The 16728-nt window shown below is 64.1% G+C and carries 14 protein-coding genes; 6 read left to right on the forward strand and 8 right to left on the reverse strand.

Going from position 1 to position 16728, the window contains the following annotated elements; genetic code table 11:
- The first annotated feature begins 228 nt into the window (after positions 1 to 228).
- A complete protein-coding gene (locus tag LJY18_RS06965; RefSeq protein WP_238041050.1) occupies positions 229 to 1335 on the forward strand; it encodes a GlxA family transcriptional regulator in 1107 nt (368 codons plus the stop codon).
- Between the two features lie 126 nt (positions 1336 to 1461).
- Here LJY18_RS06965 and LJY18_RS06970 read toward each other — a convergent pair whose 3' ends face one another.
- The 8 genes from LJY18_RS06970 to LJY18_RS07005 form a co-directional block, all read right to left on the reverse strand.
- The gene (locus LJY18_RS06970) at positions 1462 to 1707 is read right to left on the reverse strand and encodes a hypothetical protein (RefSeq protein ID WP_172153159.1); all 246 of its coding nucleotides are present in this window, start codon (positions 1705 to 1707) and stop codon (positions 1462 to 1464) included.
- A 105-nt stretch (positions 1708 to 1812) separates the two neighbouring features.
- Positions 1813 to 2592 (reverse strand): electron transfer flavoprotein subunit beta, encoded by a 780-nt coding sequence (etfB, locus tag LJY18_RS06975; RefSeq protein WP_238041051.1) that lies wholly within the window; start codon positions 2590 to 2592, stop codon positions 1813 to 1815.
- On the reverse strand, positions 2582 to 3805 hold the full coding sequence (etfA, locus tag LJY18_RS06980; protein ID WP_238041052.1) for an electron transfer flavoprotein subunit alpha: 1224 nt from the start codon (positions 3803 to 3805) through the stop codon (positions 2582 to 2584). The genes etfB and etfA overlap by 11 nt, the downstream gene beginning before the upstream one ends.
- Complete coding sequence (gene dgcB, locus LJY18_RS06985) at positions 3805 to 5766, reverse strand: dimethylglycine demethylation protein DgcB (RefSeq protein WP_238041127.1); 1962 nt, start codon at positions 5764 to 5766, stop codon at positions 3805 to 3807. Before dgcB ends, etfA begins: the two co-directional genes overlap by 1 nt.
- A 151-nt stretch (positions 5767 to 5917) precedes the next feature.
- A complete protein-coding gene (dgcA, locus tag LJY18_RS06990) occupies positions 5918 to 7978 on the reverse strand; it encodes a dimethylglycine demethylation protein DgcA (protein WP_238041053.1) in 2061 nt (686 codons plus the stop codon).
- Between the two features lie 15 nt (positions 7979 to 7993).
- The gene (locus tag LJY18_RS06995; RefSeq protein ID WP_238041054.1) at positions 7994 to 8524 is read right to left on the reverse strand and encodes a 4-vinyl reductase; all 531 of its coding nucleotides are present in this window, start codon (positions 8522 to 8524) and stop codon (positions 7994 to 7996) included.
- Positions 8525 to 8647: 123 nt separating this feature from the next.
- Positions 8648 to 9625, reverse strand: a complete 978-nt coding sequence (locus LJY18_RS07000) for a dipeptidase (RefSeq protein WP_238041055.1) — start codon at positions 9623 to 9625, stop codon at positions 8648 to 8650.
- Positions 9626 to 9807: 182 nt separating this feature from the next.
- Positions 9808 to 10764 (reverse strand): GlxA family transcriptional regulator, encoded by a 957-nt coding sequence (locus tag LJY18_RS07005; protein ID WP_238041056.1) that lies wholly within the window; start codon positions 10762 to 10764, stop codon positions 9808 to 9810.
- Between the two features lie 224 nt (positions 10765 to 10988).
- Between LJY18_RS07005 and choX the strand changes: the two genes are divergently transcribed.
- The 5 genes from choX to LJY18_RS07030 all read left to right on the forward strand — a co-directional run bounded on the left by choX (position 10989) and on the right by LJY18_RS07030 (position 15887).
- Positions 10989 to 11927, forward strand: a complete 939-nt coding sequence (gene choX / locus LJY18_RS07010; protein WP_238041057.1) for a choline ABC transporter substrate-binding protein — start codon at positions 10989 to 10991, stop codon at positions 11925 to 11927.
- 96 nt (positions 11928 to 12023) lie between these two features.
- The gene (locus LJY18_RS07015) at positions 12024 to 12911 is read left to right on the forward strand and encodes a 3-keto-5-aminohexanoate cleavage protein (protein WP_238041058.1); all 888 of its coding nucleotides are present in this window, start codon (positions 12024 to 12026) and stop codon (positions 12909 to 12911) included.
- 93 nt (positions 12912 to 13004) lie between these two features.
- Positions 13005 to 13970 (forward strand): L-carnitine dehydrogenase, encoded by a 966-nt coding sequence (locus tag LJY18_RS07020; protein ID WP_238041059.1) that lies wholly within the window; start codon positions 13005 to 13007, stop codon positions 13968 to 13970.
- Positions 13971 to 14154: 184 nt separating this feature from the next.
- A complete protein-coding gene (locus tag LJY18_RS07025; RefSeq protein WP_238041060.1) occupies positions 14155 to 14628 on the forward strand; it encodes a thioesterase family protein in 474 nt (157 codons plus the stop codon).
- 71 nt (positions 14629 to 14699) lie between these two features.
- Positions 14700 to 15887: a gamma-butyrobetaine dioxygenase gene (locus tag LJY18_RS07030; protein ID WP_238041061.1), complete on the forward strand. Its 1188-nt coding sequence runs from the start codon at positions 14700 to 14702 to the stop codon at positions 15885 to 15887.
- The last annotated feature ends 841 nt before the right edge of the window (positions 15888 to 16728 follow it).

A 16728-nucleotide genomic window follows, 5' to 3' on the forward strand; every position in this document is an offset into this window, starting at 1 on the left:
GGATCTCGCGGTCGCAAACAGAATGCTCCTGTCGCTCCTGCCAAAGCCCGGTGGCACGGGCCTTGGATAAAACCCGATTTTATATTGAACGGCCAAACAATTTAGGCACGACCTTTGCGTGCTTAATCGAGCCGATCTGGGGCTGCCGTTTACCAGAATGACAAAGATAGAGCCTCGCCATGCCTGAAGGCTCAACACCGTGCTTTGCTTTGCGTGAGGGTTTGATTTATGTCGCAGTTCACTCCAGGGGCGCAGCCCCAGAACAGTGTTCCCCAGTCCATCGGTTTTCTCCTGCTGGACAACTTCACCCTGATTTCTCTGGCTTCGGCAGTCGAGCCCCTGCGCATGGCCAATCAGCTCTCCGGCAAGGAACTGTACCGCTGGCATACCCTGACCCAGAGTGGCCTGCCGGTGCGCGCCAGCGATGGCCTGCAGATCACCCCGGACGCCGGCCTCAGTGCTGCGCCGGCGCTGGATGCGGTGATCGTCTGCGGCGGCGTGGATATCCAGCACAGCGTTACCCGCGAGCACCTGCACTGGCTGCAGGTGCAGGCGCGCCATGGCAAGCAACTGGGTGCCGTGTGCACCGGTAGCTGGGCCTTGGCCAAGGCCGGCCTGCTCGATGGCCACGACTGCAGCGTGCATTGGGAATTCCTCGCGGCCATGCAGGAAGCTTTCCCGCGGGCGGCCGTGACCACCCGGTTGTTCTCCATCGACCGCAACCGCAATACCTCGTCCGGCGGCACCGCGCCGATGGATATGATGCTGCACCTGATCGGCCGCGAGCATGGCCGCGAGCTGGCGGCCGGCATCTCCGAGATGTTCATCTACGAGCGCATCCGCAATGAGCAGGATCACCAGCGCGTGCCGCTCAAGCACATGCTCGGCACCAACCAGCCAAAGCTGCAGGAAATAGTCGCGCTGATGGAGGCCAACCTGGAAGAGCCGATCGATCTCGACCAGTTGGCGCTCTATGTCGACGTCTCCCGTCGCCAGCTCGAGCGCCTGTTCCAGAAATACCTGCACTGCTCGCCGTCGCGCTACTACCTCAAGCTGCGCCTGATCCGCGCGCGCCAGCTGCTCAAGCAGACCTCGATGTCGATCATCGAAGTGGCGTCGGTCTGCGGCTTCGTCTCCACCCCGCACTTCTCCAAGTGCTACCGCGAATACTTCGGTATCCCGCCGCGCGACGAGCGCTCCGGACAGCGCTCGGGCAACGTGGTGGCCCTGGTGCCGCTGCCGGAAGACCTGATGCGGCCTTCCTCGTCCAGCGCCATGGAGGCACTGACCCGTGCCCAGGGCGAGTCGACCTTCGCCAGCGTACGGTTGTTGTAGCGGGAGGTGATGCGCAGGGTGGGTGGTCAGCGCTTGCTGTGCCCATCCAGGCGTATCTATTGACGCTTTGCCGGAAAGCAAAAAGGGGCGCTCGATGCGCCCCTTTTTCATGCCTGCAGCTTGACCTCAGCGCGGAACCAGCGCCGGCAGCAGGGTGCGCGAGATCGCCTCGCGCACGGCCGGCAGCAGGGTCGCGCTGCCGCCCAGCAGGTCCTCGATCAGCCGGCGCAAGACCAGCGCCCGCTCCGGGCTCAGGCCGCTGACGGCCTGTTCGCAGGCTTGCTCGGCGCTGGCGCCTGGCGGGATGGGAAAGCCCAGGGCGACCAGGCGCTCACGGAAATCCTCTTGGTCGATCAGGTCGGCATGCATCATGGTTCAATCCTCGGTGGCGCTGGGTCGGTTGGGCATGGGTCGAGCTGCGTTCATCCTGCGCGGCGCGACCCCATCCTGGCTATTCCAGATAACGGCGGCAATGCTTTACCGCAGCACGCCTTCCTCGACCAGTAACTTGAAAATGGCCTCGGCGCCAGCTTGCGGCGAGACATCCTTGAGCACCTGGCCGCCACCGCCGGCGGCCTTGGCGGTAGCCGCTTTCATCCGTTCGGCACCGGTCTTGGCCTTGATCACCTTGAGCCGTTTCGGTCGCGGCCGGGCCGGTTGAAAGTGGGCTGCGACGAGCAGGCTATCCTCGACCATGGCCTGCTCGCAAGCCTGCAGCTGGCCACGCCGAGCCGGGCCGAAGGCGCTCTGGCGAGCGGCCGGCGCTGCGTTGTCGACGCAGGCAATAAACGGCAGACGCACCTTCAACCGACGGCGTTGGCCGCGGGGCAGGGCTTGCAGCACCTGGGCCATGCCGTTCTCGATTTTCTCCACTTCGGCCAGGCCGACCACCAGCGGCCAGCCCAGTTGTTCGGCCAGGAGAAACGGCAGCATGCCCGAGCCTTCGCCGGTTTCCGCCTGACTGCCGGTGAGCACCAGTTGGGCGCCGGCATCCTGCAGATAGCTGCTCAGCAACGGCAGCGCATCGCCGTGGCTGGGCTGCTCGAGCACGGTCAGCTCGCTCAGGCCCATGCCCAGGTAGGCTCGCAGGGCTTCGTCCGCCGGGTTGCCGGCGTGAACCAGCTGTAGTTTGTCGCCGGCCAGGCGCAGGCCCAGTTCTACCGCGCGGGCGTCCTGCTCGGCGCGGCGCGCGCGGCCGGAGGTCGGGTGAGCGCCGATGGAAACCAGGGTGATGATGTTCAGGTTGTCAGGCAGCATCGCGTGCGCCTCCTTGGCGATAGGCGGTAACCCGCTCGATCAGCGCGGCGAGGATCGCCGCCGAATCGCCGATTACCGAGAGGTCGGCCCGTTTGATCATGTCGCAGCCCGGGTCCAGGTTGATCGCGATCACCTTGTCGCAGGCACCGATGCCTTGCAGGTGCTGGATAGCGCCGGAGATGCCCACGGCCATGTAGACCCGCGCGGTGACCCAGGTGCCAGTGGCACCGACCTGGCGGTTGCGCGGCATGAAGCCATCGTCCACCGCGACACGTGAGGCGCCTTCGGTAGCGCCGAGGGCGGCAGCGGCCTGGTGGAACTGCGTCCAGTCCTTGACCCCATTACCGCCGGAGAGGATGAACTCGGCTTCGGCCATGGGGATCAAGGCCGGGTCAACGGCCACGGCGCCGAGGTCTTCGATGCGTGGCAGGTTGCGCGCGATCTGGTCGAGCAGTTCGACTCGCCGCACTTCATGACGAGTGTCGCTGACCGGCTCGGCGCATTCGACGGCGGCCAGGATCAGCCGCGGTGCGCTGCGCACTACATCTTCGCGGCCTGCTCCGGCGCGGCCAATGCACTGGCCCTCGGCGACCTGCCAGACCCGCGTGGCTGGCCGCTCACCGAGTTTGGCGGCCAGCCGGCGGCCGAGTTCGCCGCCACCGGTGCGGCTGTCCGGCAGCAGCCAGTGGCGCGGTGCCAACTGGCTTTCCACTGCACTGAGGGCCAGCACCCGTTGCTCCGGGGCGTAGCCATCGTACAGCTCGCCTTCGAGGTGCAGCAGGCGGTCGACGCCGGCGCTGTCGAAGGCGGTTTCCTTGTGCTCGCCAAACACCACCGCGACCACGGCGCCATCGCTGCCGGCCAGCTTGTTGGCCAGGCCGAGCAGGTCCTTGTCGTGGCTGCTCAGGCGGCCGCCGATCATGTCCGGCACCACGGCGATATAAAACGCCGGATTCTCGACCACATGCAGCGGCAGTTGCACTACGGCACTGGCGGTTGTGCGCTTGCCGCTGCCGCCCTGCTGGGCGCCGCTGCGGTCGATGCGCTTGAGTCCGTTGGGGCCGATGAAACCGACCACATGGGGATTCTTGCGGACGATGCCGTTAGGCCCCATCCAGCTGGTCTGAGCCGTCTGCATGGCCGCGTGCAGCGGATGCAGGCGGTTGCGGGCGATCCATTCGGCCCGCGGGTCGCGGCGGATGATGTCGCTCATCAGTGCACCTCCAGGGCTTCAGGCTTGGTCGGTACGGGCTTTTTTGCCGGTGCGGGCGCCTCGAGCAATACGTCTGCCACCAGTTCGGCGATGTCCTTGATCTGTGGCCGTGGTTCGACCACGCCTTCGAGCATCGCAGTGCACTGTGGGCAGCCCACGGCCACCAGCTCGGCGCCGGTCTCCTGGATGTCGACCATGCGCATGTCGGGAATCCGCTGCTTGCCGGGGATGTCGGTGATCGGCGCGCCGCCGCCACCGCCGCAGCAGCGCGAGCGGAAGCCGGAACGCTCCATCTCCTTGACCTCGATGCCAATGGCCTTGAGCACCGCGCGCGGGGCTTCATATTCGCCGTTGTAACGGCCCAGGTAGCAGGGGTCGTGATAGGTGACGCTGCCGCCCTTGTGCTGGCCGAGATTGAGTTTCTGGGCGCTGATCAGCTGGTCCATATAGGTGCTGTGGTGCAGCACCTGATAGTGGCCGCCCAGTTCGCCGTATTCATTTTTCAGGACGTGGAAGCTGTGCGGGTCGCAGCTGACAATCTTGTTGAAGCGGTACTGGCTCATGCTGGCGATGTTGCGTTTGGCCAGGGTCTGGAAGGTCGCCTCGTCACCCAGGCGCCGCGCCACGTCGCCGCTGTCACGTTCTTCCAGGCCGAGCACGGCGAAGTCGACGTTGGCCGCCTTCAGGACTTTGACAAAGGCGCGCAGGGTGCGCTGGTTGCGCATGTCGAAGGCGCCGTCGCCCACCCAGAACAACACGTCTACCGACTTCTTCTCGCTCATCAATGGCAGGTTGAGATCCGCGGCCCAGTTCAAGCGGCCGCCGGGGGCGAAGCCGCCCGGGTTGTCGGTGGCGATCAGGTTATCCAGGACCTCGGCGCCCTTGTTCGGCGTGGCGCCTTTTTCCAGGGTCAGGTGACGGCGCATGTCGACGATGGCGTCGACGTGCTCGATCATCATCGGGCATTCCTCGACGCAGGCGCGGCAGGTGGTGCACGACCACAGGGTTTCTGCATCGACCAGCGCCTTGCCGTTGAGGTTGACGATCGGCAGGTGCGGGCCGCCGCTGTGCTCGCCAATGGCTTGGCCAGGGTAGGGCGAACCGGCGAACTTGGCGTCAGTACCACCCGCCAGGCCGACCACCATGTCCTGAATCAGCTTCTTCGGGTTCAGCGGCTGGCCGGCGGCGAAGGCCGGGCAGACCGCCTCACACTTGCCGCACTGCACGCAGGCATCAAAGCCGAGCAACTGGTTCCAGGTGAAGTCGGTGGGCTTTTCCACGCCCAGCGGCGCGTTGCGGTCATCCAGGTCCAGGGCCTTGAGGCCCGTCGAGCGGCCGCCGCCGAAGCGTTCGCTGCGGCGGTGCCAGGCCAGGTGCAGGGCGCCGGCGAAGGCGTGCTTCATCGGCCCGCCCCAGGTCATGCCGAAGAACAGCTCGGATACGCCCCAGGCCACGCCGACGGCGAGGACCACGGCGAGCATCCAGCCACCGAAGCCTTCCGGCAGGATGCCGGCCACCGGCAGGGTGGCGATAAAGAAGCTCACGGCGAACATCAGCAGGCTTTTCGGCAGGCGCATCCACGGGCCTTTCGACAGCCGTGCGGGCGGGTCGAGGCGGCGTTTGGCGACGAACAGCGCGCCGACGAACATCAGCACGCAGGCGCCCAGCAGGGCGTAGCCGAGGATCCGGCTGTGCAGGCCGAAGCCGTGTACCAGGATCGCCAGCGCGGCAGCCAGGACGAAGCCACCAGCGGTGGCCACGTGGGTCTTGGACATGTATTTGTCGCGCTCGACCACATGGTGCAGATCCACCAGGTAGCGGCGTGGCATGGCCAGCAGGCCGCCGAGCCAATCGACCTTGGTCGGGCGCCCGCGGCGCCACATGAGGAAGCGCTTGCCGGCACCAATCACGGCTAGGCCGAGTGCGGCGAACAGCAGAATGGGGAGTAGGGTGTTCAACATCATCTGGTCTCCTTGGAGGGACCGTATAACCACGTAGGGTGGGTTAGCCGTAGGCGTAACCCACCATCGATGCGTCAGGCGCTACCTTGACCGGTCTGGTGAACCCGGGGTGGCACCGCTGCGCGGTTAAGTCACCCCAGGTCCAGCTGCGTTAGAAGTCCTTGCACAGCCGCAGCGCGTCGTAGATCGCCGCGTGGGTGTTGCGCTGGGCCACGCAGTCGCCGATGCGGAACAGCAGGTAGCCATCGCCAGTCTCGGACAGACAAGGCTGCGGCTTGATCGCGAACAGCGCTTCGACGTCGATCTGACCCTTGTTACGCGAACCTTCCTTGAGAGCGTAGTAGAGGGTCTCGTCGGGCCGTACGCCGTTCTCCACCACCACCTGGTCGACCACGCGTTCTTCCTGGGCGCCGGTGTATTCGTTCTCCAGCAACGCCACCAGTTTGTCGCCCTCGCGATAGACCTTTTCCAGCATCATGTCGCTGGTCATGATCACGCCCTTCGGGTACATGCTGCGGTAGGCCGTCGGGAACGAGGTGCCGCCCATGCCGACACCCGGCTTGATGTCGTCGGTGACGATCTCGACCTGACTGCCCTTGTCGGCGATGAAGTCTGCGACCGACATGCCGGTGAACTCACAGATGGTGTCGTACACCAGTACGTTCTTGCCCGGTGCGACCTTGCCGTCGAGCACGTCCCAGCTGCTCACCACCAGGCCTTCGGCCGCGCCCCAGTGCTCGTTCTGTTCGAGGAACGGATGACCGCCGTTAGCCAGCACGATGATGTCCGGGCGCAAGTCCTGGATGGCGGCCACGTCCGCGCCGGTGCTCAGGCGCAGGTCGATTTTCAGTCGCGCCAGTTCCAACTGGAACCAGCGGGTGATGCCGGCGATCTGGTCACGTTGTGGCGCCTTGGAGGCCGTGGTGATCTGCCCGCCAAGCTGATCCTTCTTCTCGAACAGGGTGACATCGTGGCCACGTTCGGCTGCGACGCGCGCCGCTTCCATCCCGGCAGGACCACCGCCGACCACCACCACCTTGCGCTTGACGCCGCTGGTCTTCTCGATGATGTGCGGCAGCCCCATGTATTCGCGCGAGGTCGCGGCGTTCTGGATGCACAGCACGTCCAGGCCCTGGTACTGGCGGTCGATGCAGTAGTTGGCGCCGACGCACTGCTTGATCTGGTCGACCTGGCCCATCTTGACCTTGGCGATCAGGTGCGGGTCGGCGATGAACGCGCGGGTCATGCCGACCATGTCGACGTAGCCGCCCTCGAGAATACGGGTGGCCTGGTTCGGGTCCTTGATGTTCTGCGCGTGCAGCACCGGGACCTTGACCACTTCCTTGATGCCGGCCGCCAGATGGAGGAACGGCTCCGGCGGGTAGCTCATGTTGGGGATGACGTTGGCCAGGGTGTTGTGGGTATCGGCGCCAGAACCGACCACACCGATGAAGTCGAGCAAGCCGGTGTCGTCGTAGTACTTGGCGATCTGCTTCATGTCCTCGTGGGACAAGCCGTCCGGATGGAACTCGTCGCCGGAGATACGCAGGCCCACGCAGAAGTCGTCACCGACTTCCTTGCGCACGGCCTTGAGCACTTCCAGGCCGAATTTCATCCGGCCCTCGAAGGTGCCGCCCCATTCATCGGTACGCTTGTTGACCCGTGGCGACCAGAACTGGTCGATCATGTGCTGGTGCACGGCCGACAGCTCGACGCCGTCCAGGCCGCCGGCTTTGGCCCGGGCCGCCGCCTTGGCGAAGTCACCGATGATGCGCCACATCTCTTCCGGCTCGATGGTCTTGCAAGTGGCGCGGTGTACCGGTTCGCGGATGCCGGACGGCGACATCAGGGTCGGCCAGTCGAAACCATCCCAGCGCGAGCGACGACCCATGTGGGTAATCTGGATCATGATCTTGGCGCCATGCTTGTGCATGGCGTCGGCCAGGTTCTGGAAGTGCGGGATGATCCGGTCGGTGGACAGGTTCACCGAGCTCCACCAGCCATGGGGACTGTCGATGGAGACCACCGAGGAGCCGCCGCAGATGGCCAGGCCGACGCCGCCCTTGGCCTTCTCTTCGTAGTACTTGACGTAACGCTCGGTGGTCATGCCGCCGTCGGTGGCCATGACCTCAGCGTGCGCGGTGGACACGATACGGTTACGGATGGTCAGTTTACCGATCTGGATCGGCTGGAACATTGCTTCAAAGGCCATGGCGATACGCTCCGCTTACAACGGCTTGACGATGAACAGGCCGTGGTCGTGGCCTTCTTGCGAAGCACCGTAGACCTGTTCGGCCACTGTGCGGATGGGGCTACCCTGGGCGGCCAGAATCTGATCCATGGCGCCGGCGAACCAGCCGGTGAACATGTAGTCCACCGCGCGTCCGCACTTGCCGTAGACGTAGACGAAGGCGGAGTGATCCAGGCGCACCTCGCAGGTGCCCTTGTCGAGGTCGATCGACAGGGTCTTGAACAGGCCCCAGCCGCGTTGCGACAGGCGCTTCATGTAATGCTCGAACACCTCGACGCCGACCAGGCCGTGGCACTCGGCTTCTTTCTCGCACCAGTGCCAGGCGGACTTGTAGCCGGCCTTGTAGAGGATCTCGGCATAGGCGTCGGCGCCCAGCACTTCCTCGATGCCGATGTGGTTGTTGACGAAGAAATGCCGCGGTACGTAGAGCATCGGCAGGGCGTCGGTGGTCCAGACGCCGGTTTCGTTGTCGACTGCGATGGGCATTTCGGGGGCGTGGGTGGCCATGTGGGCAAACTCCAGAATTCGGTGGTTTTTGGCGGGGCGCCTTGCGCTCTGCTCAATTAAAAAAGTGTGGTGAATGCCTGTGGAGCCGCTAGCGCCGTGCGCAGCAGGCTCCGCAGGTATTCATCATTCGCCCCAGACGTCCTTGAGCACGCGTACCCAGTTCTCGCCCATTATCTTGCGCACCACGCGCTCGGAATGGCCGCGCTTGAGCAAGGTTTCGGTGAGGTTGGGGAACTCGCCGACGGTGCGGATGCCCAGCGGGTTGACGATCTTGCCGAAACTGGTCAGGCGGCGGGCGTAGCCCTTGTCGTGGGTCAGGTATTCGAAGAAGTCCTGGCCATGGCCCTGGGTGAAGTCGGTGCCGATGCCGATGGCGTCTTCGCCAACAATGTTCATGGTGTACTCGATGGCTTCGGCGTAGTCGTCGATGGTCGAGTCGATGCCTTTGGCCAGGAAGGGGGCGAACATGGTCACGCCGACGAAGCCGCCGTGGTCGGCGATGAACTTCAGTTCTTCGTCGGACTTGTTGCGTGGGTGTTCTTTCAGGCCGGACGGCAGGCAATGCGAGTAGCACACGGCTTTCTTCGATTCGAGGATGACTTCCTCGGATGTCTTGCTGCCGACGTGGGACAGGTCGCACATGATGCCGACCCGGTTCATCTCGGCGACGATCTCGCGGCCGAAGCCGGACAGGCCGCCGTCACGCTCGTAGCAGCCGGTGCCGACCAGATTCTGGGTGTTGTAGCACATCTGCACGATGCCCACGCCGAGCTGCTTGAACACCTCGACGTAGCCGATCTGGTCTTCGAACGCATGGGCATTCTGGAAGCCGAAGAGGATGCCGGTCTTGCCCTGGGCCTTGGCCGCGTGGATGTCGGCGGTGGTGCGCACCGGGATCACCAGGTCGCTGTTGTCACGGATCAGCTTCTGGCTGGCGACAATATTGTTGACCGTGGCCTGGAAACCTTCCCAGACCGAGACCGTGCAATTGGCCGCGGTCAGGCCGCCCTTGCTCATGTCTTCAAACAATTCGCGGTTCCACTTGGCGATGATCAGGCCATCGATAACGATGCTGTCGGCGTGCACTTCTGCTGGGCTCATTCGGCTGTCCCCTTTGTCTGCTGTCGCCAAACCCGGTGTTGGCGCTTTGTGGGGAGCATATCCCTGGGGCGCGGGGTGACCCGGTGCAAAAACGACTGGGGTATTGCCGAAAGCGTCAATAGCAGGTCGCGAACGGATAAGCCGTCGGCCAGGCTGCTTTTATCGCGCGGGCTTCAGCCCCCCTACGACAGTGAGGCAGCCGGATGCTCGTGACGATCCTGGCTGGGGCAGGTGGCGAAGCGGGCGCGGTAGCAGCGGGAGAAATACGAGGAGGATTCGAAGCCGCTGGCCAGGCCGACTTCCAGAACGCTCAGGTCGGTCTGGCGCAGCAGTTGGCGGGCCTTGTCCAGGCGCAGGCTCAGGTAGAAATTGGACGGGGTCTCGTTCAGGTGCTGGCGGAACAGGCGTTCCAGCTGGCGCGGGGTGACCTTGATCAGGTCGGCGAGTTGCTGGGAGCTGAGCGGCTGTTCGCTGTGGCGCTGCATTTCGCCGATGACCTGCACCAGCTTCTTGTTGTGCACGTCGTAGCGGCTGGCGATCTGCATGCGCTGATGATCCTGGCGCGAGCGGATGCGCCCGAGCACGAACTGCTCGGAGACCGCCAGCGCCAGCTCTTCACCGTGGTCACGGCCGATCAGGGTCAGCATCAGGTCGAGGCTGGCGGTGCCGCCGGCGCTGGTGATGCGCCGTCCGTCGATTTCGAACAGTTCCTGGGTCACCGCCAGGCGCGGGTAACGCTCCTGAAAGGCCTCGATGGCTTCCCAGTGCAGGGTCAGGCGCTGGCCGGCGAACAAGCCGGCCTCGGCCAGGACGAAGCTGCCGGTGTCGATGCCGCCGAGCGTCGCGCCTTCGCGCTCGGCGCGGTGCAGCCACTGCGCAAGGCGGTGGTCGAAGTGGGCCAGCGGCTCGAAACCGGCGACCACGAACAGGCTGTCGCCAGCCGCCGGCAGCTCCAGGGCGGTGTCGACGTTGAGCGACATGCCGTTGCTGCTTTGCACCGCGTTGCCGTCCAGGCTGAGCAGACGCCAGCGATAGAGCTCGCCGCGAAAGCGATTGGCCACGCGCAAGGGCTCGATGGCCGACATCAGGCCCATCATGGAAAAGCCGGGCAGCAGGAGAAAGCACAAGGTCTGGGGCATGGCTGGGTTTCGCAAAGACAGGTGGTTACTAAACGGCAGGCACCTGCACAGTGCAAGCAAGAAGGTCGTTGCAGTTCAACAGTTGGTCGCTTTGGTGCGTTTTTTACCCCCTAGTGCTGGGTAATGTGACCCCATCGGGCGCACTCAGGCCTGAGTACGGGACGGGGCGTCAGAGCTCCGGGAAAACTACAAGTAAAACCCTAACGCCATACGAGGGCGCATTGATGAAAAGTTTCAAGGTAATCGCCGGTTGCTGTTTGCTCGGCCTGTTCAGTTCGTCGCTATTGGCCGCCGAACAGGCCAGTTGCCAGAAGGCACGCATCGGCATGGTTGGCTGGACCGACGTGGTCGCCACTACCGCCGTGGCCAGTACCCTGCTTGAAGGCCTGGGCTATGCGACCACCCAGACCCAAGCCTCACAGCAGATTGTCTTTTCCGGCATCCAGCGTGACCAGCTCGACTTCTTCCTGGGTTATTGGAAGCCGCTGATGGATGACAACATCGAGCCGTTCCTCGCCAAGAAGACGGTCAGGGTGCTCGGTGAACCGGGTCTCTCCGATGGCATCTCCAGCCTGGCGGTGCCCAGCTATACCGCCGAGGCGGGCCTGAAGACCTACGCCGATATCGCTAAATTCAGGGATCAACTGGACGGCAAGATCTATGGCATCGATCCGGGTACCGGAGCCAACACCACGATCAAGAAGATGATCGACAGCAACCAGTTCGGCCTCGGTGGCTTCGAGCTGATCGAGTCGAGCGAGTCGGCCATGCTCGCCGCGGTCAGCCGTGCGGCGCGGAGCAAGAAGCCGGTGGTGTTCTTCGGCTGGAAACCGCACCCGATGAACATCAAGATGGACGTTACCTACCTGACGGGCAGTGAGGGCGTATTCGGTGCCGATGAAGGCCTGGCCACCGTCTGGACCGTCACCGCCCCGGACTATGCCCAGCGCTGCCCCAACGTCGATCGCCTGCTCAACAACCTGCGCTTCACCGCCGCCCAGGAGAGCCAGTTGATGGCGCCGATCATGGACCGTGAAGAGGCCAAGGACGTCGCGCGCAAGTGGCTGAAGGAAAACCCGGAAGAACTGAGCAAGTTCCTGGCCGGGGTGACCACCTTCGATGGCAAGGATGGCGCCGCCGCCGTGCAGGCCGCACTCAAGTAAGACAGGCTCGCCCCACCCATTCCCTGATCAATCGCCGTGTCGCGCGCCCTCTTGGGCGCCCGGTACCCATTCGCCTCGAATAAGGATGGAAACTCCATGAACTACGAAGTCATTGTCACCTGTGCAGTCACCGGCGCCGGCGACACCGTTGGCCGCCATCCGGCCATTCCGGTCACCCCCAAGCAAATCGCCGACGCCGCCATCGAAGCCGCCAAGGCCGGTGCAACCGTCGCCCACTGCCATGTACGCGACCCCAAGACCGGCAAGGGCAGTCGTGACCTGGCGCTGTACCGCGAGGTGGTCGAGCGCATCCGCGAAAGCGACACCGATGTGATCATCAACCTTACCGCCGGCATGGGCGGTGATCTGGAGATCGGTCCGGGCGAGCAGCCCATGGAGTTTGGCGCCGGCTCCGACCTGGTCGGCCCGCTGACCCGCCTGGCGCATATCGAGGAGCTGCGCCCGGAGATCTGCACGCTGGACTGCGGCACCCTGAATTTCGGTGACGGTGACTACATCTACGTCGCCACCCCGGCGCAACTGCGTGCCGGTGCCAAGCGCATCACCGAGCTTGGGGTCAAGGCCGAGCTGGAAATCTTCGACACCGGTCACCTGTGGTTCGCCAAGCAAATGATGAAGGAAGGCCTGCTGGACGATCCGATCTTCCAGATCTGCCTGGGCATCCCATGGGGCGCTCCAGCCGACACCACCACCATGAAGGCCATGGCCGACAACCTACCGGCGGGCGCCACCTGGGCCGGCTTCGGCATCGGTCGCCTGCAGATGCCGATGGCCGCCCAAGCCATGCTGCTCGGTGGTCACGTGCGGGTCGGCCTGGAAGACAACATCTGGCTGGACAAAGGCGTACCGGCCACCAACGGCAGCCTGGTCGAACGCGTCGTCGAAATCATCCAGCGCCTCGGCGGCAGGGTTCTGACCCCAGCCGAAGGCCGCGCCAAGATGAAGCTCAAACCACGCGGCTGAGCCGCTCCATACAGCTCTGTATCCCGGATGCGATCTGGGACAGATCGAATGACCAGCCCGGATAGCAGCCGGGCTACCGAAGCAGGAGCCATCATGGCCTTTGTCACCGAACTGAAAACCTTCGCCGCCCTCGGCACCGGCGTGATTGGCGCCGGCTGGATCGCCCGCGCCCTGGCCCATGGCCTCGACGTCGTGGCCTGGGACCCAGCGCCCGGCGCCGAAGCGGCACTGCGCATACGCATCGCCAACGCCTGGCCGGCGCTCAAGCAGCAGGGCCTCGCGCCCGGCGCGTCGCCCGAGCGCCTGCGCTTCGTCGACAGCATCGAAGAGTGTGTGAAGAACGCCGATTTCATCCAGGAAAGCGCTCCCGAGCGTCTGGAGCTGAAGCTCGACCTGCATGCCAAGATCAGCGCCGCAGCGCGTCCCAACGTGCTGATCGGTTCGAGCACCTCGGGCCTGCTGCCCAGCGAATTCTACGCCGACGCCGTGCACCCCGAGCGCTGTGTGGTCGGTCACCCGTTCAACCCGGTGTACCTGCTGCCGCTGGTGGAAGTGGTCGGCGGCCAGCAGACTGCCCCCGAAGCGGTGCAGGCCGCCATTCAGGTGTATACCGCGCTGGGCATGCGCCCGCTGCACGTGCGCAAGGAAGTGCCGGGTTTTATTGCCGACCGTCTGCTCGAGGCGCTGTGGCGCGAGTCGCTGCACCTGGTCAATGATGGAGTGGCCACTACTGGTGAGATTGACGATGCGATCCGCTTCGGGGCCGGCCTGCGCTGGTCGTTCATGGGCAGTTTCCTGACCTACACCCTGGCAGGCGGCGATGCCGGCATGCGTCACTTCATGGCCCAGTTCGGCCCGGCGCTGAAACTGCCCTGGACCTACCTGGAAGCGCCGGAGCTGACAGACGGCCTGATCGACAGCGTGGTGGAAGGCACTACTGAGCAACAAGGTGAGCGCAGTATCGCCGAGCTGGAGCGTTATCGTGATGACTGCCTGCTGGCGGTGATGGAGGCGATCAAGGCCACCAAGGCCAAGCACGGTTTCGACTTCGCCGAATAAACACAGAATCCGTAGGAGCGGGGGGAACGCCTAGTTGCATGCCCGCGAAAAATCCAATGCTCGGGCATGGCCCGCTCCTACAACAGCCCGTTTGTGCAGCAGTACGCCGCTCGCTGGCGGACTGTTCGCTACGCTCCTGAGTCCGCCCTACGGGTTTCGTACAACGCCGAGGATCACCCCCACCATGCTCACCACCTACCGCACCGCCATCCTGCCCGAGTGGGTCGACTACAACGGCCATCTGCGCGACGCCTTCTACCTGCTGATCTTCAGCTATGCCACCGATGCGCTGATGGATCACCTCGGTCTCGACGAAGCCGGTCGGGCGCGCTGTGGCCACACCCTGTACACCCTGGAGTGCCATCTCAACTACCTGGCCGAGGTCAAGCTGGGTGCAGAGGTGGAGGTGCGCACCCAGCTGCTGGCGCACGACTCCAAGCGCCTGCACATCCACCACGGCCTGTATCTGCCGGGAGCCGATAGCGCCTTGGCCGAGAGCGAGCAGATGCTGATGAACATCGACAGCGCCAGCGGCCGCTCAGCGCCGTTCGACGAGCAGGTGCTGGCGCGGGTGCTGGCGCTTGGCGAGGCTCACCGTGACCTGCCGTCCCCCGCGTGCGTAGGCCGGGTGATTGGCTTGCCGCCGGCCAGGGCATAGATCCGCGGTCGAGCCTGGAACCAATAGCGTGAACAACAACAATATCTGAAGCATCCCGCCAGGAGATCGCTATGAACGCTGTAGACCCTTCCCTCGAAGCTGCGCCAATCGCCGATTGGCGCAGTTACCCGATCAGCGCCGACCTTGCCGGCCTTAGTGCCACCAGCGACAGCCTGGAGATCACGTGGAGCGACGGTCGGCTCAGCCCGTTCCACCACCAGTGGCTGCGTGACAACTGCGCCTGCAGCCAGTGCGTCTACAGTGTGACCCGCGAGCAGCTGCTGGAAGTCGTCGACGTGCCACAAGAGCTGCATCCCCAGCGCACCCGTATCGACGAGCAAGGCCATCTGCTGATCGACTGGCAGGATGGTCACCGCAGCCGCTTCCATCCCGGCTGGCTACGCGCCCATGCCTACGACGAGGCCTCGCGGGCGGAGCGTCGCGCGCAGCGTTCGCAACCCCGGCTGTGGGGGGCCGAGTTGGCCGAGCAGCTGCCGCAGTTCGACTACCTGGCGCTGCTCGAGGACGACGGCGCTCTGCTGCAGTGGCTGTTGGCGGTGCGCGATCTCGGCCTCAGCCAAGTCGTTGGCGTACCGACCACCCCCGGGGCGCTGCAACAGATCGCCCGGCGCATCTCCTTTATCCGCGAGAGCAACTTCGGCGTACTGTTCGACGTGCAGTCCAAGGCCGATGCCGACAGCAATGCCTACACCGCCTTCAACCTGCCGCTGCACACCGACCTGCCGACCCGCGAGCTACAGCCCGGTCTGCAGTTCCTGCATTGCCTGGTCAACGATGCCCAGGGCGGCGAGAGCATCTTCGTCGATGGCTTCGCCATCGCCGAGGCGCTGCACCAGGAGGCGCCCGAGCTGTTCCATATCCTGTGCACAACGCCGGTGGAGTTCCGCAACAAGAGCCGCACCAGCGACTACCGCTGCCTGGCGCCGATCATCGCCCTGGATGCCCAGGGCCTGGTCAGCGAGGTGCGCATGGCCAACTTCCTGCGCGGGCCCTTCGACGCCCCGGCCGAGCGCATGCCGGAGCTGTATCGCGCCTACCGGCGCTTTATCGCCATGACTCGCGAGCCGCGCTTCCGCGTGCAGCGCCGCCTGCAGGCCGGGCAGCTATGGTGTTTCGACAATCGGCGGACCCTGCATGCACGCAGCGAGTTCGACCCGGCCAGCGGCGCCCGGCACTTCCAGGGCTGCTATGTGGATCGCGACGAGCTGCTCTCGCGCATTCATGTGCTGCAACGCTAGGCGGCGTGGCCGGGCCGGAGAGTCCATGGTCGGGCGCTAACTTCTGTCTCACCCAGTGGTCGCCGTCGTTGCCGCGACAAGGCCTTCGGCGATGTGCACGACTCGCTGACGGCGTAGCGCCCAGCCAGCTCTACCGGCATGGCAGGGCGGTCTGTGCAGTTGCGCGGTACTAGGAGGGCCTGCGCCCGGCAAGGGAGGCTCGGGGCGAGGAAAAGACGAATCGCACAAAGCACGAAGGGGAGCCGGAGCTCCCCTTCAAAGTGTCGTTGCGTGCTTTGTTTTTTTTGTTGAACGATCTGTTGTTGTTTTTATCGTTCCAAATCGTTGTTTTGATCCCATCGGGGATCAAGGCAAACGTATTTTTTTGGACCCTGGTACTGCCATCGTCACTAAGTGATCCAACCTACCAATCAGCTACCTTGAGGTAGTTTTATTGTTATTGGCCTGGTCACGGGGTTGACCCCGAATAACAATCCTCTCCAAAAAAATCTGTTTGCGGCTCGCCTGTACTGTTGTTTTTGTTGTGTCAGTGTCGAGACGTATCGTTGTTCTTGGATTCTTGTTTTTGTGCGCTAATAGAATGCATTGCTCGTGCCAGTTTTAAAATATCTATATATATCAAACACATAAAAATATACGCCGTAGGACTGTGGCTGTTCTGTTGCTGGTTGTGTTGCCGTACTACCCGTTTTCGTTACCTCGGCCGGGCAGCGGTAACATCTGGGCGGCAGGTAGCGGTCGGTGGTGGGGTCATTGGGCGGGACGCGGTGAGGTGGTGAGCAGGTGGCTGGCCTGGCTCGGCGCGGTTGTCCGGCGGATGGCCGGCACAACGGCATAAAAA

Origin of the sequence: Pseudomonas sp. MMS21 TM103 (assembly GCF_022132145.1) — a bacterium.
Classification (GTDB): domain Bacteria; phylum Pseudomonadota; class Gammaproteobacteria; order Pseudomonadales; family Pseudomonadaceae; genus Aquipseudomonas.